The organism is Chitinophaga vietnamensis (assembly GCF_902167635.1).
GTDB classification, from domain to species: domain Bacteria; phylum Bacteroidota; class Bacteroidia; order Chitinophagales; family Chitinophagaceae; genus Chitinophaga; species Chitinophaga vietnamensis.
Window position 1 is genome coordinate 618,527 of record NZ_CABHMS010000004.1, and the last position, 21,932, is coordinate 640,458.

General features: G+C 47.9%; 17 protein-coding genes. 7 read left to right on the forward strand and 10 right to left on the reverse strand.

Features of this window, described 5'->3' with window-relative positions:
• Window positions 1-13 precede the first annotated feature (13 nt).
• Together FPG75_RS13810 and FPG75_RS13815 are read right to left on the reverse strand one after the other, a co-directional pair.
• Window positions 14-430, reverse strand: a complete 417-nt coding sequence (locus FPG75_RS13810; protein WP_143307436.1) for an SRPBCC family protein — start codon at window positions 428-430, stop codon at window positions 14-16.
• Between the two features lie 196 nt (window positions 431-626).
• Window positions 627-1,631 carry a YXWGXW repeat-containing protein gene (locus FPG75_RS13815; RefSeq protein ID WP_143307437.1) on the reverse strand — a complete coding sequence of 335 codons (1,005 nt, stop codon included), beginning with the start codon at window positions 1,629-1,631 and terminating at the stop codon, window positions 627-629.
• A gap of 208 nt (window positions 1,632-1,839) precedes the next feature.
• On the opposite strand from FPG75_RS13815, the gene FPG75_RS13820 reads away from it, so the two are divergent.
• The 4 genes from FPG75_RS13820 to FPG75_RS13835 all read left to right on the forward strand — a co-directional run bounded on the left by FPG75_RS13820 (window position 1,840) and on the right by FPG75_RS13835 (window position 6,565).
• Entirely contained in the window at window positions 1,840-4,626 is a 2,787-nt protein-coding gene (locus FPG75_RS13820) for a TonB-dependent receptor (RefSeq protein ID WP_143307438.1), read from the forward strand.
• Window positions 4,627-4,647: 21 nt separating this feature from the next.
• Window positions 4,648-5,400: a GLPGLI family protein gene (locus FPG75_RS13825; protein ID WP_143307439.1), complete on the forward strand. Its 753-nt coding sequence runs from the start codon at window positions 4,648-4,650 to the stop codon at window positions 5,398-5,400.
• Between the two features lie 118 nt (window positions 5,401-5,518).
• Entirely contained in the window at window positions 5,519-5,779 is a 261-nt protein-coding gene (locus tag FPG75_RS13830) for a hypothetical protein (RefSeq protein ID WP_143307440.1), read from the forward strand.
• A 285-nt stretch (window positions 5,780-6,064) separates the two neighbouring features.
• Window positions 6,065-6,565 carry a hypothetical protein gene (locus FPG75_RS13835; protein ID WP_143307441.1) on the forward strand — a complete coding sequence of 167 codons (501 nt, stop codon included), beginning with the start codon at window positions 6,065-6,067 and terminating at the stop codon, window positions 6,563-6,565.
• An 80-nt stretch (window positions 6,566-6,645) separates the two neighbouring features.
• Here FPG75_RS13835 and FPG75_RS13840 read toward each other — a convergent pair whose 3' ends face one another.
• From FPG75_RS13840 to FPG75_RS13865, 6 genes are all read right to left on the reverse strand, one after another.
• Window positions 6,646-7,077 carry an acyl-CoA thioesterase gene (locus tag FPG75_RS13840; RefSeq protein ID WP_143307442.1) on the reverse strand — a complete coding sequence of 144 codons (432 nt, stop codon included), beginning with the start codon at window positions 7,075-7,077 and terminating at the stop codon, window positions 6,646-6,648.
• A gap of 9 nt (window positions 7,078-7,086) precedes the next feature.
• Window positions 7,087-8,097, reverse strand: coding sequence for a GlxA family transcriptional regulator (locus FPG75_RS13845; protein WP_143307443.1), 1,011 nt, complete (start codon window positions 8,095-8,097; stop codon window positions 7,087-7,089).
• A 102-nt stretch (window positions 8,098-8,199) separates the two neighbouring features.
• Entirely contained in the window at window positions 8,200-9,108 is a 909-nt protein-coding gene (locus tag FPG75_RS13850; RefSeq protein WP_143307444.1) for a bestrophin family protein, read from the reverse strand.
• Window positions 9,109-9,118: 10 nt separating this feature from the next.
• A complete protein-coding gene (locus FPG75_RS13855; RefSeq protein ID WP_143307445.1) occupies window positions 9,119-9,604 on the reverse strand; it encodes a hypothetical protein in 486 nt (161 codons plus the stop codon).
• A gap of 109 nt (window positions 9,605-9,713) precedes the next feature.
• Complete coding sequence (locus tag FPG75_RS13860) at window positions 9,714-11,072, reverse strand: sensor histidine kinase (RefSeq protein WP_143307446.1); 1,359 nt, start codon at window positions 11,070-11,072, stop codon at window positions 9,714-9,716.
• The gene (locus FPG75_RS13865) at window positions 11,056-11,766 is read right to left on the reverse strand and encodes a response regulator transcription factor (RefSeq protein WP_143307447.1); all 711 of its coding nucleotides are present in this window, start codon (window positions 11,764-11,766) and stop codon (window positions 11,056-11,058) included. Before FPG75_RS13865 ends, FPG75_RS13860 begins: the two co-directional genes overlap by 17 nt.
• 324 nt (window positions 11,767-12,090) lie before the next feature.
• Between FPG75_RS13865 and FPG75_RS13870 the strand changes: the two genes are divergently transcribed.
• Window positions 12,091-16,209: a LamG-like jellyroll fold domain-containing protein gene (locus FPG75_RS13870; RefSeq protein WP_143307448.1), complete on the forward strand. Its 4,119-nt coding sequence runs from the start codon at window positions 12,091-12,093 to the stop codon at window positions 16,207-16,209.
• Between the two features lie 132 nt (window positions 16,210-16,341).
• Here the strand turns inward: FPG75_RS13870 and FPG75_RS13875 are convergent, their stop codons facing one another.
• Window positions 16,342-18,975 (reverse strand): carboxypeptidase regulatory-like domain-containing protein, encoded by a 2,634-nt coding sequence (locus FPG75_RS13875; protein WP_143307449.1) that lies wholly within the window; start codon window positions 18,973-18,975, stop codon window positions 16,342-16,344.
• Between the two features lie 190 nt (window positions 18,976-19,165).
• Here FPG75_RS13875 and FPG75_RS13880 point away from each other — a divergent pair, with 190 nt between their 5' ends.
• Entirely contained in the window at window positions 19,166-19,516 is a 351-nt protein-coding gene (locus FPG75_RS13880) for a hypothetical protein (protein WP_143307450.1), read from the forward strand.
• A 462-nt stretch (window positions 19,517-19,978) separates the two neighbouring features.
• Here the strand turns inward: FPG75_RS13880 and FPG75_RS13885 are convergent, their stop codons facing one another.
• A complete protein-coding gene (locus FPG75_RS13885) occupies window positions 19,979-20,560 on the reverse strand; it encodes a histidine phosphatase family protein (protein WP_236652916.1) in 582 nt (193 codons plus the stop codon).
• A 230-nt stretch (window positions 20,561-20,790) separates the two neighbouring features.
• Here FPG75_RS13885 and FPG75_RS13890 point away from each other — a divergent pair, with 230 nt between their 5' ends.
• The gene (locus FPG75_RS13890; protein WP_143307451.1) at window positions 20,791-21,924 is read left to right on the forward strand and encodes a terpene synthase family protein; all 1,134 of its coding nucleotides are present in this window, start codon (window positions 20,791-20,793) and stop codon (window positions 21,922-21,924) included.
• The last annotated feature ends 8 nt before the right edge of the window (window positions 21,925-21,932 follow it).

Genomic DNA, 21,932 nt, shown 5'->3' on the forward strand with positions numbered 1-21,932 from the left:
AATGAAGAGCGTGTTAGCGATGAGCTTCTGTATAGCTTTTGAAATTATCCAGGATGTTCTGCCAGCCTTGCTGCTGCATCTCAAGCGGGTTTTCATTTTCTGGATCGAAGGTTTCAACAATGTTGGTGGTATTGCCTTTGCCTTCAAAATTAACAGATACTTTTCTGCCATCGCCCAAGGTATAGGTGATCAGTTCATGGTTTTTAACGTCGTCGTAAACACCGCCGAAGTCGAAACCGAAGCTGCCATCTTTCGCTTCCATACGGGTGAGGAATTTACCGCCGGGGCGCAGATCGTTTTCTGCGCGCGGCGCATGCCAGTCGGGATGAGCGGAAGCCCATTGGGTAATGTGTTGCGGGCCTGCCCAGTATTCCCAAACTTTTTCAACCGGTGCATTGATAGTGGCCTTTACAGTGATAGTAGCTTGCATAATATTTAATTTTTGTTAGTACAAACTTACTGCGGCAAGGGGAGACCGGTGCAGGGGGAACAGGACAATTGAACGGTGAATTTAGGACATTCCGCGGCACGGGTAAAATGAAAAACCGCCAGAACATGCTGTCCGGGCGGTTCTATATCCATTGGTCCTTATTTTGGGGCTGCCAGAATGATATGGAAGAAAGGCGTTATCGTCTGGGTCTTCCATGCATTTCGTGTCCACCATCAATCCGTTGCGGGTGGCCTTCCATGCGTGGCTGCATATTATGAGGAGGCGCCTGCGCCATCATGCGGTTGTTAGCATGTCTGTCCATCATTTCCGGTCGCGGCATATCGCGATGTGGCGCCATTTGCTGCGGGTGCGATTGTCCGGGCTGATGCATGGCCGCGGCTCTCATGGCGTTGTTGTTATTGCCTGGCCGGCCATTATTATTGTTATTAATAGCGGCCGCCTGGTGAGATGCCATTTGTTGCGGGCGTTGTTGTTCCTGTTGTGCAGGCTGGCGCATGGCGGCTTCTCTCATCGCCAAGGTTCCTGGCCGGCCATTGTTAACAGACGCCAGCTGATGGCGGTCGAGGCTCGCCGTATGTTCATGCGTCATTTGCAAATTGGTAGGCGCTATCCTGGATTCCCGCATGGCCGACTGCTCCTGCGCTGTGGGCCGTGCCGTTACGCCGCCTGGTCCGTTAAAGCTGGTGCGGTTGATGGTGGTATTGTTGTTATTGATCACTGTATTGTTAACATAAGTATTGTGAACGATGGTCGTATTCACATTGGTCACTGCGGTGTTGTAGTGGTACACATTACCCTGCCACATACCGCCTGCAAACCCTACGCCGCTATAGCCGCAGCCATAGTTGATACCGCCGTAGAAGCCTACATGTACGCCCCAGTAGCCGGCATGCCAGCCGTAGATACCATCTGAAAAGCCCCAGTAGCCGGGCGTCCAGAGTAATCCGGGCCGTGGTGGCGCTACCCATACGCCAGGTACCCAATAATATCCATAGGGGCCATAGGCCCAGTAGCCGGGTGTCCATATGTAACCCTCAACAGGACACGGCGGCTGCGTGTATACCGGTATGGCCGGTGGCGCTATCCTGATGGATACGCCCACACTCACCTGTGCATTGGATACGCTGGCTGTAAAGATGAACAGCAGCAGCACGGCGAAAGATATGGCAGTTCTTTTCATGTTTGCAGATTGAAGAATTTGTGTTTTTTATTTCTGACCAGCAGTATATCCCGAAGTTTAATGGGGCAAATTCAGTCGTCATTTCCTACATGATAAGTAGATTAAATATTAACAGATGTTTATCATACGGTAAATGAAAGTATTGCGTTTTATTATGGAATTTTATTCCGGTCGCATTTTTCTGTTTAACCTGTATCACACGCGGTGAATGAAAAAATTATTTACGCTCCTTATCTTATTGTCGCTCGCCCTGCTCAGTCATGCACAGCACGCCACTGTGAAGGGCCATGTTGCAGACACGCTGAACCGTACTACGCTCTCCAATGCAGTAGTGGCGCTGCTTGCCGCCAAAGATTCTATGCTGTACAAATTTGTCCGCACGAACGAAAAAGGACAGTTTGAACTGAAAGACTTGCATGCAGGCAAGTATCTTGTCATGATCACCTATCCCTCCTTTGCAGACTACGTAGATGCGTTGACGTTAGGAGATACCAGCGTCGTCGATTTCGGGCAGGTGAAACTCACGCAGCGTTCGCGACTCCTGCATGAGGTGGTGATCAACCAGCAGGTAGGGGCGATCAAGATCAAAGGCGATACCACCGAGTTTAATGCCGACAGCTTCAAAACCGCTGCCAACGCCAATGTAGAAGACCTGCTCCGGAAGCTGCCCGGGTTCCAGGTGGATAGCAAAGGACAGATCACGGCGCAGGGAGAGAAGGTGAAGAAAGTATTGGTAGATGGAGAGGAATTTTTTGGAGATGATCCCACCCTGGTGACCAAAAACCTCCGTGCAGATATGATCGACAAAGTGCAGCTATACGACAAAAAGAGCGACCAGGCCGCCTTTACCGGCATCGATGATGGCGAGAAGTCGAAAACGGTGAACCTCAAACTAAAAGAAAATAAGAAAAACGGCTACTTCGGAAAGGTCGAAGCCGGCGCCGGTACCGAAGGATATCATAACAGCGATGCGATGTTCAATCTCTTCCGCGGCAAGCGCAAATTTGCCGCCTATGGCATCGTATCCAATACCGGCAAAACAGGCCTCAACTGGGGCGAGCGCGAGAAGTTCGGACAGAGCTTCGCCGATAATGCCTCCTACGACGAAACCAATGGCTACTACTTCGTGATGGGCGGCGGCGATGACGCCATCGAAGGATGGGATGGCAGGTATAACGGTGTCGGCTATCCGCTGGTACAAACCGGCGGCCTGCATTTCAACAACAAATGGAACCAGGACAAGCAAAGCGTAAATGCCAACGTGAAAGCCATGAACATGGGCCTGGAAGAAAACAGCAACACCGCCACCAAAAATATTCTCAATAACACGGTGCAGTACAGCAACTCCGCATCAACCGCCAAACGGGAGATCTTCCGTACCCGCGCCAACGGCAGTTATGAAGTACAGCTGGATTCCAGCTCCTCCATCAAAGTATCTGTGGACGCCGGCCTGGATCACAAAAACAACCACAGCTTCAACAGCGGCAGCATGCTGAATGCCGACAGCGCCATGATCAACAGCAATGAGCGCTACCTCACCGGCAGCGGGGATAACGGCTCCTTCAACTCCAATTTATTATGGCGTAAGAAGCTCAGGAAAAAAGGCCGTACCATCTCCATCAACCTGTCTGAAAATTATCTGAAAGATAATAGCGATGGCTTCCTGAATGCTTCTACAGAATTTTATTCCAACAACAAACTGGACTCTACCCAACATATCGACCAGCGTAAAAAAGGGAACTCGGAAAGTTTTAACTTCAATAGTAATATCACGTACACAGAGCCACTGACGAAGTACGCCTCACTGGTGTTCAACTACGGCCTGAGCACCAACAACAACCACTCCGGCAGAAGCTCTTTCAATAAAGATAACAGCGGTAAGTATGCACAATTAGATTCTACTTACAGCAATGATTATGCATTCAATATCCTCACGCACAGAGGCGGCCTTAGCTATGCTTACGTGAAAAAGAAATTGCGCGTGAACTTCGGTACCAACGTAGGTTTTACCTCCTTCATGCAGGAAGATATGTTCCGCGAAGTGAAGCAGCAACGCGATTTTGTGAACTGGTATCCCAGGGCCAGCTTCTCCTATTCCATCGGTACGCAGCGCGCGATCATGTTCAATTATAATGGTAATACGCAACAGCCGTCCATCAACCAGTTGCAGCCGCTGCGCTCCAACGAGGACCAGCTGAACATCACCATCGGTAACCCCGATCTGAAGCCGGCTTTCAACCATTCGTTCTGGATGGGCTATCGCGATTACAAGGTGCTTACCGACCGCAGCATCTGGCTATCGGTCTCCTATAATATTACCAGCAACGCTTTCAGCAACAGCAGCACCATCAACGAAAAAGGACAGCGTGTTATACAAGCGGTGAACGTGAACGGTAACAGCCATCTGAACTTCAATGCCAGCCTGGGCTGGAAGATCAAGCCGCTGGACCTTTCCTGGGGCATTGACGCCAATGGCAACTGGAGCAAGAATGTGAATTTCATCAACGCGGCACAGAACATTACTAATAGCACCAACAGCACGCTCAGCCTGTATTTCAGGAAAGATAAAGACAAAAAGTATAACAACTATTTCCGCGTAGGGCCTAATTATACTACCAGTACTTCATCGGTACAGAAAGATATTCGTACCGACTATTGGAGCTATGAGCTGGAATACAATGGACTGGTGATGTTGCCCGCGAAGTTCGAAATAACGTCACAGGTCAATTACTCTATCCGTCAGAAAACGCCTGTTTTCCCGGACAACCTGAACGTTTGCCTGTGGAATGCCGCTATCAACAAGAAGTTCGGAAAGAAAGACGCTGTGATGCTGAGCTTGTCCGTCAACGATCTGCTGGCGCAGAACAGGGGTATCAACCGTTCGGTGAACAGCAACTATATCACGCAAACCACTTACGGTACGATCGGCCGTTATGCGATGCTGTCGTTCCTCTGGAATTTCAACAAAATGGGAGCGGGAGCGCCCAAGCAGTAATTCATCTTTAAACCGTGAAAAATGAAATTTTTAATAATATATCTCTCCGGCCTTTTGTATTGTCTGGGCGCCAGTGCGCAGCAGGCGATGTTCCTGCAACAGGGCCGGATCGAATATGAGCGGAAGATCAACATGCATGCCCGCCTGGACGCCATGTACCTGGATGCGGACAACACGTCCTGGCGCGATCTGCAAAAGAAGGCGACGCCTAAATTTTTCGTAAGTTATTTCGATCTCCTTTTCAGCAACAATACTACTTTGTATTCGCCTGGCCGGGAGAACCCCGATAATGCCCGCCATTGGGAAACGCCGGCGGAAGCCAATGTGGTGTATAGTTTGCTCGGCAGTGGTCGCAGCCTCGCACAGAAAAAAGTTTTTGAACAAACCTTTCTGGTTGATGACAGCCTGCGGCAGATCAAATGGAAGATCACGGATGAAACCCGTAAGATCGCGGGCTTCGACTGCCGCCGTGCCAATGCTGTGATCATGGATTCTATTTATGTAGTGGCTTTTTATACTGATGCGATCGTTACGCCCGGCGGCCCCGAATCCTTTACAGGCCTGCCCGGCATGATACTGGGAGTGGCCCTGCCACATGAACATGTGACCTGGTTTGCCACCAAAGTGCTCGTGGAAGATGTGAAAGAAACTGCACTGCAGGCGCCTAAAAAGGGGAAGAAGGTCAACAATGCCACCCTGGCTGAAACCGTTGGCAAGGCCCTGAAAGAATGGGGTAACTACGGTAAAGACTATCTGAAATCGATCGCCTTGTAATCCGCTGTGGTAGCACATTACAGACTTATTAACAAAACTTTAAGTTGGAAAAGGCGCATCCTGGCCGCATAGAGGAATCATTTTTGTTTTACCTGCCGTGGACCAAAAAATTTTAACCATGGCAAAGCACAATGTAGCGGCAGTAAAACACGAAATCCAGGAATTGGCCATTGGCAACTATAAAAGTTACCCTGGTGAATTCAGTCCGGCCGATCAAAGCACACCAGGGCATATCCAGTCGCTGGCAAAAGGATACTGGGACTCACGTGATGGTAAAGAGGTTGTCCGCGATGAGAAGCTGGGCATCCAACTCGAAGATTACCAGGACTGGACCAAAGAGGCATATGATGCCTTCCTCCAACAGGAATCACTCAACTAATACTTTTGATTTTTTTGTTTTTAGATGTGGGGAAGATCTCCCCACATTTTTTTTGCCTTCCCGCAACTTTTTCCCGCAAATCGTTGTTTTATCTATATTCTGATCTGCTCCGAACTATCTTTTTTTATCGTCTCAACCAAAGTCTTGCGCAGGAATTTTTCCGCGGTCGTTTTGCATAACGGATCGACTGGTCATGACCGCAAGAGAGCACCCCGGTACCAACGTTTACGGCTATACGCTAACAACCTCCTCAGGAACCTGTCATCATGAAAAAATGGTATCATTATGAAAAATCTCGTCTGTTTATTGTTTGTCGTGAGTATTGCATTGCCGCTACAGGCGCAGGTACGGCCTGCTGCAACCTATGATGAAGAGGACCTGGTAACGGCCATCTTCGGCAAGAACAAGGAATCCCTGATGAATGATTACCTGCATATTTCGCCGGTAGAATCCAGAAATTTCCAGACCGCCCTGTTTGAATATGAAAGTGAAAAGAAGCCCTGGTATTCAGAGCGCATGGCTTTGTTGAAGATGTATAACGAAGAATTTTCTTCTCTGGATGAGCGGAAGATGAACTCTCTCTCCCGCCAGCTGATCAACAACGACCTGGAATTTGGCCGTTTGCAGATGCGTTATTTCCGGCGCATGAACAAGCTGTTGGGCGCCACCCGCGCAGCGCAGTTCTTCCAGCTGGACAGCTATTTTGAACAGTCGACACGTGCCTATGTACAACATCAGCTGCCTTTTATCAAGGAGCTGGAATCAGATAAGAATGTGAGAATGTGAGAATTTAGGGATTTACGGATTTAGGGATTTGCTTAAATTCCTAAATCCGTAAATCCGTAAATCCCTAAATTCTCCCATTCTCACATTTCTTCGAAGTCGTCACTCCGGGGGATGCTGCGGAATTTCTCCATCAGTTCTGCGGGGAGGGCGGTGAGTTTGCGCTGGGCTACGTTGATCCAGGCGCCGTCTACGTTTACGGTGGCGGATTTGGTGCCGTCGCCGCGGAATATTTCGTGGCGGATGGACCAGCGGGAACCATCGGCTTTGCAGCGCGTCATGACGCAGGTAACGGTAACGCGGTCGTTGGCGCCTATTTCGCGGTGATAGATCAGCTCTTCACGGAAGAGGATAGGGCCTATCTTGAGGGTGAGGAAATCGCGGGCGGTCATGCCGGATTGCTCCAGCAGGCTTAACCTTGCCTGTGCGGCGAAATCTGCGTAGGCGGAGTGCCGCAGGTGCATGTTTGCATCGATCTGTGACCAGAGCACTGGCCCTTCAAAAAATATGTTCATCTTTTAAATTTACGGATTTACCAGTGATAAAAATGGCGCCTGGCGGATGCTTTTGCCATACTTTTCGCGGTAGGCGGTGGGCGTCATGGCCACATGGCGTTTGAATATCTTCCTGAAAAAACTCATGTCTTCATAACCGCATTTACCTGCGATCTGTTCGATGCCTTTGTTGGTATTTTCCAGCATTTTCTTGGCGGCTTCCATGCGTACACGTTGCAGGTATTCCAGCGGCGTATTGGAAGTGGCTTGTTCAAAGCGGCGGATGAAATTGCGCAGGCTCATATTGGCCTGTGCGGCGAGTGCTTCCACGCTGATACTGCGGTGGTATTGTTTTTCGATGAACTGTTGTGCCTGTGCGATATCTTCATCTGCATGATCTTTTTGTAACTGGAAGATGGAGAAGGTGGTTTGCGGTTGCTGGTGGATGTTGATCATCAGCAGCTTGGAGGCCACCATAGCGGCTTCCGGGCCGCAGAACTTTTCTGCGAGGTACAGGGTGAAAGTGGTGAAGCTGAAGGCGCCGCCGCAGGTATAGATGCGGCCCTGGTCGATGATGATCTTGTCGTCCTGCAAGGTCACTTCCGGGTACATTTTGCGGAAGAGGTCTGCGAACATCCAGTGGGTGGTAGCGGTTTTGCCATTGAGCAGGCTGGTGGCGCCCAGCAGGAAGGCGCCTACGCAAATGCTGGCCAGTTCTGCATGCTGGCGGTATTGTTGTTGCAGCCACCGGATCAGGTGTTGCTCTTTGCGGAGCACCGGCATGATCTTGTCTGATTGCATGGCGGGGATGATCACGAGATCATAACGGTATTGCGGCGACAATTTCTTGCGGGTATGGCTGCCGAAGGGCTGACGGAACAGTTGCCCTTCTTCTTCACTAACAATATCGATCTCAAAATCTACGGGCAATGCGTTGCCGGTGAACCGCGGATAGGAGCGACTCATCGCGCTGAGGATGTCGGCCGGCCCTGAAACACTGGTGGGTACTGCGTTTTCGTAATTAAGGATACCAATCCGCATAATATTTTGATATTTGGGTATTTTGATATTTAGACCTACGCAATATGCTAACCTGGCCTAAATATAAAAATACCCAAATATCCAAATATCAAAATGATCAAATTATAGCACGTAGTAGCTTGCTTGTACTTCTTCCTGTGGTTCGTATTGTTCGTGCAACATCTGCCGCAGGTCTTTTTCAATGTTACGTGCAATGGCGGTAACGGGTGTATCGGTAGGTTTGTTTTCAAATGGATCTTGCAGGTTGATGCCCATCTTCTCGATCAGCAGGAAAGAGGAAGCGATGGCGATCACCAGCGGTATCTCCATGAAGCCCAGCACATCGATGAGCGCGAAGGGCAGCAGGAGGATAAAGAAGATCACAGTGAAATGCGTGTAGAGGCTGTAAGTGGCCGGGAACACGGTGTTCTTGATCCTTTCACATTTACCCATGGCATCACAGAGGCGCGATAGCGTAGCATCGATAGTTACCTGTTGGTACTGGTTGATCCAGCCCTGTTCCATGGCGTATTTCAGGTCTTTACCGTGTAAAAGCAGCAGGGCAGCCGGCACATTATCATATCTCATCACATAGTTCAGCTCCCGGCGCGTGAGCAGCCTCTCGAGGCCTTTCACAGGGTCTGTCTTCCGTAAGGATTGGCCAAGACTATAGCACCATGCTGCCTGCCGTTTTACAAATCGCTCCTGGAAATGTTGCAGTTCTTCCGACTGATACGTTGCATCCATCAAACTTAAAACCTGCCTTGTCAGTGAGCGGGAATCATTTACGATAGCGCCCCAGATGGTTCTGGCCTCCCACCAGCGATCGTAGGCCTGGTTGGAACGGAAGGCCAGCAGCAGCGACAGTACAGTGCCCAATACCATTGGAACGGCTATAGGAATGGAAATATTGGTAAGCTCGAAACGATAATAGAGCATGTTGATCAGCAAGGCGTAAACAGCCACCAGCAGCAGCTCGTACTTGATCTTTCCGAAAACATATTTTAAGGGTATATTCTTCTTCAGTAACATATGCAAATGTTTATTCTGTTGCCAGCAATAGCGCTGAGAGGGTGGCTTTGCTCACCACGGTTCTGCCTATGGGCAGGTCGCTCCGGAGCAGCGGCAGTTTGCTGCTGCGGATGAGTTTCGCCGGGTTATAACTTCTTTTCGATGGCAGGTTGAACTGCTGGTCTGCCGGCAATAATATCATATCAATATTCTGTGCGAGACAGAAATTGCGGAAGGCTGTGCGGGTATCGCCATGAAAGAATTCCACTTTCAATTGTTTCACTGCGGACGCATATTTGTTGCGGATGATCTCACAGCCATCTTTGAAATCCGCGGTGATCAGGTCGATATGCCTGCTGTTGCGGGTGTAGGTGATGAGATCGAACAGGGAGTCCGGCATCTTCAGCGCGTGCATAAAAATTATATTAACCACCTCGCCCGGGAACTGCGCTACTACGCTGTGTACATAGCCGAGGGAACGGATGGAGAAGTCTGTAGGAATGAGAATATTTTTCATAGCTCTTGCTTTTATAATAGCAAAGCTATCGCTACGAGGTTAGCAAGTGGTAAGAAGACGGTTAAAAGGTCGTAAGAATGTGGTAAGAAAACGGTAAGAAAGAAGATGATTACCGTGGTAATTCCACACTGATCTCGGTTCCGGCGTTTACCTGGCTGTTAACGAGGATATCTCCTTTGTGCATGCGTACGATGTTCATGGCCAGCGGCAGGCCGATGCCGTATCCTTTGAAATGCCCGGTGTTGGAGGCTCTGAAGAAAGGGGAGAAGATATAGGGCTGATCTTCCGGCGGGATGCCGATGCCCTGGTCTTTCACGATGATGATCACTTTTTTATCGGTGGCGGCGAGCGCGATGGATACCGGCTGGTTGTTGGAATACTTACAGGCGTTCATCACGATGTTGCTGAGGGCGAGTTCCAGCAATTGCCCGTTGCCGTGGATGGTGAGTTTTTCTTCTTCTTCGGGGAAGAGGCTATAATCTATTTCCACGCGGTTGCCGGCGTTGATTTTGTCCACTGTATTTTTTACGATGAAGAGCAGTTCATCGGTGCGAACGAGGCCCCAGTCCTGCTTTTTGCCATCGAAGCCGGTTTGCGCGAGGTGGAGGAGGCTTTTGGTGATGTGTTCGAGGCGGCCGGCTTCATTAAGGATATTCGTCAACGCATGTACGTAGTTTTCGCGGGCGCGGTCTTTATTGAGTGCCAGCTCTGCTTCGCCGATGATGGCCGTGAGCGGGGTGCTCAGCTCATGGGAGGCATTGCTGACGAAATTATTCTGGGTTTCAAAAGCTGTTTCGAGGCGGTCGAGCATATTGTTGAAGGTAGCGGCCAGCTCGTGTATCTCATCGCGGCTGTTGGCTACATTGAGCCGCAGGTGCAGGTTTCGGGAGCTGATACTTTTTACCTGCGTCATGATATGCCGGATAGGTTGCAGGATATATTTGGAGAAAAAGATGCCGGCGCCGATCAGTATAGCGGCGGATATGATGGAACAGATCAGTAATATTTTCCGCAGCCAGCTGAGGTAATCGATGCTGTACTGGTTGATAGCAGATACGATCACGATATACAATCCCTGCTTGCTTTTATAGAGCACGCCTTCATAGAAGCGGTTACCTTCGCGGTGGGTAGCGCGGCCGGTGGCGATGACTTGTTTATAGAAATCATCCGGCAGCTGAAGGGAGGCATCCCGGTGAACCTCGCCATTGGCGCCCAGTTGCAGGAAATATTCTTTTTCTGCCGGTAGTTTTTCCAGGTGTTCGTCGCGGATTTCGTTATAGATAACAGAATCGGCTTCGTAGTAGGGCAGGGTAGCTTTGGCGCTGAGATAGGCGCGTATTTCCAGGCGTTTGTAGAAATCTTCAAAAGAGTGCTGGTTGACGAAATAGTAGACGAGCACGCTCATCACGAGGATGGTGGAGATGGTGAGACCTGCAAACAGCATCAGTATCTTAGTGCGTATCTTCATCCGTATTTTCTTTAAGCATGTAACCCAGTCCTGTTATGGTTTGTATGAGTTCGGGCTGATTGTTTTTATTGATCTTTTTACGGAGATAGTTGATATAAACATCCACTACTTTGGTGTTCATATTGAAATCTATTCCCCATACCTGTTCCAGTATTTCCATGCGGGACAATACCTTGCGCGGATTTTTGAGCAGGTATTCGAGAAGGCGGTATTCGGTGGCGGTGAGTTGTATACTTTTTCCTTTGCGGCTGGCGGCTTTGGTGTCGGTATTCAGCTCAAGGTCGGCCAGTTGCAGTACGCCGCCGGGCGCCACAGGAATGGCCGTGGCGGGGCCTTTGCGGCGCATCAGGCTGCGGATGCGGGCTTCCAGCTCAGCGAGCTTGAAGGGCTTGACGAGGTAATCATCGGCGCCGCTGTCGAGGCCCATCACAATATTTTCGGTGGTGCCCAATGCCGTGAGCATAAGTATCGGTGTGGCCAGCTGTTCGCGGCGCAGGGAGCGGCATACCTCGATGCCGTTCATGCCGGGCAGCATAACATCCAGTATGATCAATACAAAGGAAGGGTTATCGAGTGCCATACGCAGGCCGCTGGCGCCGTCCGGCGCTACGCTTACTTCATAGCCGGCTTCCGTCAGGCCCCGCGTGATAACGGATACCACCGCAGGTTCGTCTTCAATTAGCAATAACTTCATATCAACGAAAATACGTAAATCGAAATTATCGGTCTTATAAGGGTAGCGCCCCGCCGGGGCGCGAGCGTAACATTTCATTTTCGTCTACCAACACGTTGCCCCTACGGGGCATGATGATGTATCATCGATTGTGCCCCGTAGGGGCAATATATTGGTAGATCCGATGATGGCGCATTATTCGCGCCCGCCGGGGCGCAACAGGATCTTGCTTGGAATTACCGATCCAATGTCATATCTTGATACAAGATTACTATGAGCGACCCGGAAGAACAATGAAAAAATAATATACCCATCTGTCGAACTCGCGTTAAACCACTCTTACATATGAAAAAACGCTACACACTCGGCGTGTTGTTGCTGCTATTATTGAGCAATATCACCTTTGCACAAAAACGGGAGCGAAAAGAAAAAGAAGAGGAGGAAGAATATGAGCAACTGGAACATGCCAATGAAAAAAATGAATACGTACATGCCCACAGCTCCTGGTATAAGGAGATGATGAAAGCCCGGCCAGACCTGCAAAAAGCAGAAAAAGCATTCAACGATTATTTCAGTAAACATGCAGGAGAAGACAGCAAACTGAAAAGCCGCTTCGTTTCCTGGATACAGGTTGCTGCGCTTTACAAAGACCAGAAAGGCTTTGGCGCCACCTATCCCGCCGCACTGCGCGCACCCTATGTGGCCAGCAAAGCTACCGGCACGGCCTCCGTGGCCGGATATTTCGGCAACTGGAAAATGATCGGCCCTGCCAACATGGTACGGCAAGCCTGTAATAACAGCAATATGGTGACCGGCGGCTTCTGCGACCGCGTGTTCGTGAATCCGTATAATACCAGCAATCTTTTTGCAGGCTTCTCTTACGGCGGCTTGTGGGTAAGCACCGACCAGGGCGCCTCCTGGCAGCTGACGGATGGCAGCTTCGCCAATGGTACCAACACCTACGCCAACCGCGATTATTACTATGGCGAAATTGAAGCGCATAAACTGGACAGCACCCTCGTGTTCGCCGCTACCGAAGCGGGTTTGCTCAAATCCACCAATTCCGGCATCACCTGGACATTGCTGCCACAGCTGAACCGGAATACTTCTGCCACTGAAAGGCCTTACTTCATTGCACTGGCAGGCGATGATAAAAATGTAGTATTAAGCACCTTCGGCAGAAAAGTATACCGCTCCGCCGACGGCGGCAACACCTGGACCATGGTGTTCGATAACAGCGGCGGCGGCACTAATCACACGTCTACCTCCCAATATACTTTCAATACGCCCTATGGCCTCAACGACCGTTGCTACAACTTCTTCGGACTGGAAGCCAACCTGAACAATGCAAACGAATTTTATCTCGGTGTATGGAACAGCAGCAACAAAGCGTGTATCTATAAATCTACCGATAAAGGCCAGACATGGTCTTTGCTCCTCAATCTCAATACCGCGCTGGGCACCAGCTGGGGCACATCTACGGTGTTGCAGATGAAGGCCGTGCCTTCCTCCACCGGCGAAGTGAATATCTTCGAACAGTTTGCCAGCAACAAGCCGAGGTACCGCTACGCGCCCAATGGCACATTGCTCGGAGCAGACACTATCCGCGCCTATGTGGAAGCATTTGATATCGACTGGAAAAACCGCAATACCATGTACCAGGGCCAATACAGCCCGGACTACATCACCAAATCCGTCGATAGCGGCGCTACTTTCGTACAGCCGTATACGGTATCCTGCCACTATCTGCACCCGGATATCCGTGGCATCAGCGCAGTAGGTAATATTGTATTGGTGGGTAATGACGGCGGTCTCGGTCTCTCCCTCGATGGCGGCAAAAGCATTGCTGGCACCGGCTTTGAGATCAACTCCATGGATATGTGGGGATTCTCTTCCGCTGCAAAAAGTGATATCTGTCTTACTGGTCTGGATCATAACCAGACTTTCGTACGCAGCTTCGATGGCTTTGGCGGATGGCGCAATATCAAAGGCGCCGATGCAGGCCCCTGCACCATCAACCCTTACAACGACCATTGGCTGTATTACGACTGGGCTTATGGCGTAAATAAAGGTTACCTCAACAGCGACGGCAGCGTTACCGAATCCAGTGTGAGCAACGACGCGGATCTCGGGGCATTGCAGTTCAACCCTTTCAATGCATTCACCATCTGGGGCATCAAAAAATCCAACAACAATGTGCTGGTCATCTCATCAGATAATATGGTCACCACTACTACTGTCAAGGATTTTGGCGCGAAGATCAATGCCGTGAGGCCCACCCGCACAGATGCGCGCACCTTGTATGTTTTGCTGACGCAGAACAAGATCATGAAAACGACCGACAGCGGCGCCACCTGGGTAAACGTTACGCCCTCCTCCAGCGCCAGCGGCGGACAAACAAACATCACCGCAATAGAAGTAGGTAAAACCCCCGGAGAACTGTGGGCGGCCTATGGCAATGCGCAGAACGCCACGAAAGTGCTCTATTCCACTGATGGCGGCAGCAGCTGGACGAATATCACTACCTCCAACCTGCCTGCGGCGGCCGTAAGCGATATCGCTTATCAACGTGGCACTAACGGTGGCGTATATATTTTTGTGATCACCAGCAGCGGCGCTACCGTATGGTACCGCAACAACAGCATGCCGCAATGGCAACAGGTAGGCGGACAGCTGCCGCTCATGGGATACCTGAAGAGCAGGCTGTTTGTAGTGCCTGCGAAAAACAAGATCCGTTTCGGCAGCAGCAGGGGCGCCTGGGAAACAGATACCTATGAATCATCCGGTGTGGTAGCAGGCATCGCAGCGGAAAATACCCTTACCAAATGTAGTCAGGATAACATCCGTTTTCGTGACAACTCCGCTTTCAAGCCCGGCGCAGTACAGTTCCAGTGGTCGTTTCCCGGCGGATCGCCCGCTACTTCTACATTGGAGAACCCGAACGTATCTTACAACAATCCCGGCACTTATAGTGTAGCCCTTACCGTTACAGATGCCGATGGTAATAAAGACAGTACCACGCTGAACAATTTCATACAAGTGCAGGCCAGCGAATGCGCGCTGGATACCGTTGCCGGCAAAGCAGCTGATCTTACTGCCGTGGATAATTATTATAATATCGCGCCTATCACCAATTTCAATTCCAGCAATCGTCTTACCATGACGATATGGGTGAAGCCCAGCGGTATCCAGACAGATTATTCCGGTATCTTCATCAATAACTCCACCCGTACCGGTGTATTTGTAAAAAATGGCAGCAATGAACTCGGCTACATGTGGCATGATAAATACTGGGGTACCAACAGCGGCCTGAAACTCCCTGCTGGCCAGTGGTCGCACGTAGCCTGGGTGATCACGCCCGACTCCTGCTACCTGTATCTCAACGGCAAAGGCATTGGCTTTGCTGCCGCCAATGATACATTGAACCTCTCTGCCGCCAACTGGCAAATAGGTACCGACCGTTTCGAAACCGGCGCCAGCTCCCGCAATTTCAACGGACAGGTAGATGAACTATGTATCTACAACCGTGCACTCAACCGCGCTGAAATCCGCGACCGCATGCATTTTGTACGTAATGGCACAGAGGCCGGTCTGGTAGGCTATTACCAGTTCAACGAAAGTTCGCCGGCCATCGCTTACAATAAAGTAGGCAGCGCCAATGCTGCCGGTACCGGCACCATCACGCAGATCGTTAGCCCGATTCCCGTAGCCACCGGCGTCAGTCAGCGTTTGACGGTAAGCGCTGCGGGCACTTACGATTTCACTGCTCCCGGTGTGGGCGTCACTTTTGCTTCCGGCACCTTGCCCAATGGAGAAGTGATCGTGAACCGTCTCTACGCCCAACCCGACACACAGCCTGATTCCACCGCTACCTTAGCGCCGGTCTATTTCGTGCTGCGTAACTTTGGTACCAACGATACCATCACTGCTTTAACCGCTATCACCTTCCGGAATCTGCGCGTGAGCGGCAATGATTCCGCCAACCTGTCGCTGTTAAATTTGTACAAACGTTCAGCCAACGCCACCGGCAGCACCTGGAGCAATGCCTGCACGGCCACTTCGGCCAGCAGCGGCGACAATGGCACTGTTACCTTTGGCAGCGGCTGTAACCTCAGCTGGCTGGGACAGTTCGCCATTACCAGTCAGGGTACCTCTTTCGATACCACCCAGCCACTAACGGCAACGGCTATATCAAAAGCAGTAACGCCCGCAGCAACGCTGAGCATCTATCCCAACCCGGTAAATACTTCTGCCACCATTTCCTACCTCGCGGCCGGTAACGGCACGGCAAGCATCCGCATCACAGACGTGAAAGGCACGGCCATCTTGCGCCGCACCGAGGCGGTGGTAAAAGGTGCGAACAGGATCATCGTGAATACCGCTTCCATGGCCGCCGGCTCCTATATCGTCACTGTAAGCGAAGGAGGGAAGATGGTGTCGAAGGAGATGGTGATAGCGCGGTGACGCGAAGGTTGTTTGGCTCAGGATTTAATGATTGAAAGGATTAATGGGATATAATTAAAAAAGGCCAATTCGGAGATTGTTAAATAACGTAATCTCCGGATTGGCTTTCTAACTAAAATTAACAATGAGTGTTTAGCGTTTGGGAATATCCAAATGCTTTTTACCTATAATGTAAATGGCGCTCAGCATTAGATATTGTTGAAGAGTACTACTTGAGTAAGAATCAATAAAAATTGACGTAGTGGACCTTTGAATGAATTTATTTTGATCGAGTATATCGAAGGCAAGTAGTTTTAACGTAAGCTGTTTGTATTTTAGGAATGATTTTGCAATCCAGAAATTCAACAGATTGGACGTCTGATTAATATCCTGCACTTTTTGCAAATTTAGTGATCCGCCTATTGTTATCCCTTCTGGGACGAAAAAAACGGCGCTACAATAAAATTGTGATAAAGAAAGAGTTGCTGTCGAAAGATTTGTACCTTCCTTTACATTATCTTCTTTCTTAAATTTTGTCCAGCCAAGGGCCTGGCTTATTGCCGCCCTCCATTCCATTACATTTTTAATCGTTATTGTAGTTGATATGCGATTGGAAAGCGTTATGGATTTGGCTTTAATAAATTGGCTGTTAAATGATGTTGGCGTGATATCGTAATCGATATTGCCATCATATCCAAGGGTGAAGATATTTCGGAAAAAGGGTTTTCCATAGCTGATAGATCCGTTAAAGTGCTTACCACCATTGATATTGATTTGTTTGGTAGTTTGTTTGCCCATACTATCCATGGTAGTTTCCGGCAGTATTTGATTTATTTTTATCGATGCTTCGCCGGTAGCCGTAAAGGTAGTTCCATTGGTTTTAAAAGCATTATAGCCTGCGATGCTTGTGATACTATATCCCGCTTTTAAAAGCGGATTCCCGATCTCTTTATTTGTTGGATCGGTTAGCTTAACAATATTTATAAAATTATTTGGTGATGGAACTGATGGCAGCCCATGAACATCAAATTTAAAAGATTTGAAATCAGTAAAGTTATAATTAAAGAAAATGGCAGGATAAATATACACTTGGTTTGTCTGGAAGTGACTGATGCCATAAATATCAGTTCTTATCCCATTAAAAGTTACAGTACTTTTTAATCTACATTTATTCCAGGAGGAAGAAAATTCAAAGCCAGCATAGTTAGATGTAATTTGAGACTTTATGCCATTGCTAAGTGAGTCAATTTGATGGTTATTCATATTGAATTTAGTAAATCCTTTGCTATCAGTGAGTGTTATCCCGTACATTAGTCCAATGCTGCTAACATCACTAAGTGGTTTGGTATAGGCAGCTTGGAAGCTGTAATTACTAGAAGTGTTCTTGTTTTTCATTATGATCTCTTCGTAAATTGGAATAGTGTTGCCGCCATTCAAGGTGCTTTTCGTATTGCTTTTATTGTCACTATACATGTCCTGCTGGCGGAACCTTCCGTCAAAATATATCATGGCGCCATGCGTACCTATTTGTTTTGCCATTCTGATGGATGCGCCATACCCGGATGTATTGGCGACATTGTAAGCATGAGATGTATTATTTGTTGTGTCTTTAGCATAGATATTATATTCAGTATTGGACTTAACCCGCTCAGATCCTTTTGCGCCATCGAGTGAAACTGATAGTGTAAGTTTGTCATTTAGTTTTATTCCAGAAATATGTAATGAAAGGGAATGATTTAAGTTTACCTTTTCGATATTGGACTGGGTATATGTATTTAGATGATCGGATTGAGCCAGATACTGCTTGTCTGAAACTGATTGGTTCTCTGTATTTGAATAGGAGTCGTTTAATGAGATGGCAAATTGGGTAGTTGGTCCTATAGTAAGATTATAGTTTCCCCATACGGCTGTATTAGTCAATTGTCCAACTTGAGCGTTTCCCGGATCTTCTTCTGAAACTGTATTTACGTTTCTGTTGGTATTTATATTATTGCCTGATATGGAAGAGAGCAATATTTTCTTTTTATTAATAAATTGAAAATTACCGGTATAGTTATATCTCTCATTGCTTCCACCGCCAGTAGAAAGTGTACCGTTTAGTATATTCTTATTTTCGTCACGAATTGTTATATTCATCGCTTTTTGATTGTCTTTAACGTCTATGATCTGAATTTTGGAAATAATATTTCCCGAGAGCATTGTTGCCAACTTATCTGGGTTCGCAGATTTTCCATTTTGATCTTGGAGAACAGTTTTTCCCTCTATGAAAATTTCTTCAATTTTCTTCCCTTGATAATTATATAATCCGTCCTTTATGGTTAGGCCAGGAATATTCTCTATTAATCCTTTGAGTGTGCTGTTTTCATGAGATATAAGTTTGTCGGCCGCAAATTCAATTGTGTCTTTCCTGGCATTTAAAATTTCTTTCCTGGATTTAACGGTAACTTTATTGAGCTGCTTCGCAGTCTTAAATAATTTTATGGCGGTGATAGTATAATTTTTTTTTTCTTCAATACCCACCTTTAAGAATTCAGTTTTATATCCTATATAGGATGCTGCAATGGTATAATTTCCTGGCTCAACTTTGAATCTAAATACTCCTTTTTCATCTACTTTACACCAGCGGATATACAATCCTGTTTCGTTTGAAATCTTCACACTGGTTCCCGCTAATACTTGATTGGTTTCTCCATCAACAACTTTTCCGGTGATCTGCTGCGCGCTTGACTGCACTCGGATAACAAGGGCCAATATGGTAATAAATAGTTTCCAAGTGCATCTATTCATGAACTAAAATTAGGATAGAGGACCTTTAATTTTGTTTATTCTGTGTTAACAGAAATGGATGTTAATATGGAGTTAACAAGATCAAATAATTTGTGGATGTTAATAAACTGTTATGCACGTGTAAATTTGTATATGCGTTCTAGTTATAGCATGAATAGCCGCAATTTCAATGCAAACAAAATTTAAATTCATGAAAAAACTTTTATCATTTCTAGCGGCAGCATTACTGATATGTTTCGCCATGTTCTTTCTTTTTAATGTAAAGCATGCAGATGCATCAAAAAGAAGAGTCTATAACATTTTCTATTGTTTGAAGACCGCAGGGGGAAACTATACCTATTCTTCAACCCCGCCAGGTTTCCCTATTGCGTGCCATGCAAATAATGCGAATACGAGTTGTCAGATTGAAACAAATATTTCGCTTTCTACTTTGAATTCAAGTTATGCGGCAACATTTCCGGTTGATAACTCTGCATACAAGCCTGATACTGATCCAAGTTGGACGAAATGGATAGGCGGCATTTATGAAATCTATCAATAGACACAGTACATTTATTTACTAATGGAAAGAGCCACATCTTTGATAGTGGCTCTTTTTTCGGGTAATTCGTTGAATCTGTTTTAACAACTGAAATTTCGATTGGGAATGTTTGAGCTTACTGATAGTCAAAATTTTATCCCTCCTGTAAGCTTACCTGTATATGTTTTTTCTCTTGATAACAGGAACCGTCTAAAAAATTACAAGGCATCTTGTAGTATCTTAACAGCATAGATCAAGGTGATATACTGTCTGTTTCAAGTAAAGAAAAAGTACAAATTAAATTTGTTGAAAAAACGGTAAAATTAAAATAATGTCAGATGTCACCTGCTATCAGGAGAAAGAAGCCTAAGAATAAGTACTATGTCAAAAGTTCGCAAAAATCTCCACAAATCCTTATTAATCCTGTAAAAAAATCCTGCTAATCCTTTCAATCATTAAATCCTGAGCCAAACAACCTTCGCGTTATTCCTCCAGATGTAACACGCAATTATACAGCTCGCAGCTCCATTGCATGCCGTCATATTGCAGTTCGGTGATGGCGGTATTTTTAAGGGCTATCTGGTGAGGGGCTTCGGGCACGAGGTAGGCGATGGTTTGCCGGATAAAGCTGCCGTGGCTCACGATGAGAATGTTTTTGCCGGGGTAGTTGGCAACGAGGTCGGACATGAATGCTGCGCCGCGGGCTACTACGGCGGCATTGCTTTCTGCGCCTAGGTTGAGTTGGCGCCATTGCGGGCCCCAGCGGCGGATACGTTCTTCTTCGGTGGTGCCTTCTGCTTCGCCGCCGCCAGCTTCGCCGAGGCGGCCATCTTCGAGTACTACGGGCAGCTCCAGCTCTTTGGTGATGATGGCCGCCGTTTCTTTTGCACGCAGCAGATGACTGCTCCAGATCATATCCCAATGTTCGTCCGCGAGGCGACGCGCCAGCTTGCGGGCTTGCTCCCTTCCTTCTTCATCTAATGGTATATCTGAATGCCCTTGCAGGCGGCCGGCCTTATTCCAGGCTGTTGTTCCATGACGGATAATAACGATGCGCGTAATCATGGTCACAAAGATATAAAATTCAGGCAGGGTTCATAAAGTACTGTATTTATACCGGCGGCGAGTATATTTCAGTTAAGCGATGTATATTAGAAATAATAAATTTGTCCAATTTAGCTTTTTTTCATCCAGTGTGAATACTTTCCCGGACCATTAATGATGCCAACTCTCCCAAGGGGTAAAGCCTTCCATTTATTATTTAATCAATCAATTCTTACTAAAAAATCACATCCATGAAGCGAGATGTAAAAATGGCTACACGCGCCATATTGCAAAGCGTGCAACAGCAATATCATGCATTGCTGATGCAGGGGAACACTATTTTCTCCCTGGAACAGCTGTTCGACAGCGACCAATTTGCTATCCGTGAATTCTGCCGCTCCTTTCGGCCACATGCCCACGCACCTGCGCTGGCACAGGCGGCAAGGGCTTTCGGAGAGCAACACGGTATCTGGCTGGAAACAGCTGAACATTATATCACCTGCGCCATCTTTCTTTTCACATCTGCCGACACGGCGCGCATGATGGCGATCGTCGAAAACCTGGCAGTGGATTATTATTTGAATGATACGATGGGCAGGGAAGTATTTGGAAGATTGTCGTCCGGCCAACAACGGCATGCTAGCATGATCATCGACAGGATGGGGAACATCGATGTTGTTCAGGACGATATTACTGCCCCGCATCCGGTGGAAATTGCCAACAGGCAGGTATTGCAGTTCATGAAAGAAACTTCTCCGGAAGCATGGTTTGATCAGTTCCTGGAACTTTACTGCTACCATGTAAAGGTAACCCATCGCAATTGCAACGCGACAGAAATGGGGCGTATCCCGTCGGTGGCGGAATATGTAGATAGTCGTTGCCATATGGCCGGCATGCATCATGTGATCAGTTTGCTGGAATACAGTGATGGCGCATTTCTGGACCATGCATGGCTGGAAGCAATGGGCATCATGCAGCCACTTAAAAGGCTGCAATATGTTACGGCTGCTATCGGTGGTTTGATGAACGACCTTTTCTCATTTGAGAAAGAAGTGATCGATAACGGGGCCGATGCGAATCTCGTCATGGTGCTGGCATTGAACCACCCCGCGCTCACATTGGAGGAGGTGCTGCTCAAGGCATGTCAACAGGTAAATGGTTTATTAGTCGAATTTCAATGTTTGTATAATGAGGTGATGTCTACATGCCAGGCAGCAGTTGCTGAACACGTGATACCCGCGGCCAGTCTTCACAAACACCTGGAGGGCCTGGAGCGTTGTGTGCAGGCCAGTTGGGTATGGCAGGTACATACAGCCCGTTATAAGAGGGCGCACTCCATTTGGGAAGAGACGCAGCTGCAGGATGTGATGGCCAGGGCGGTGTAATCTTTCAG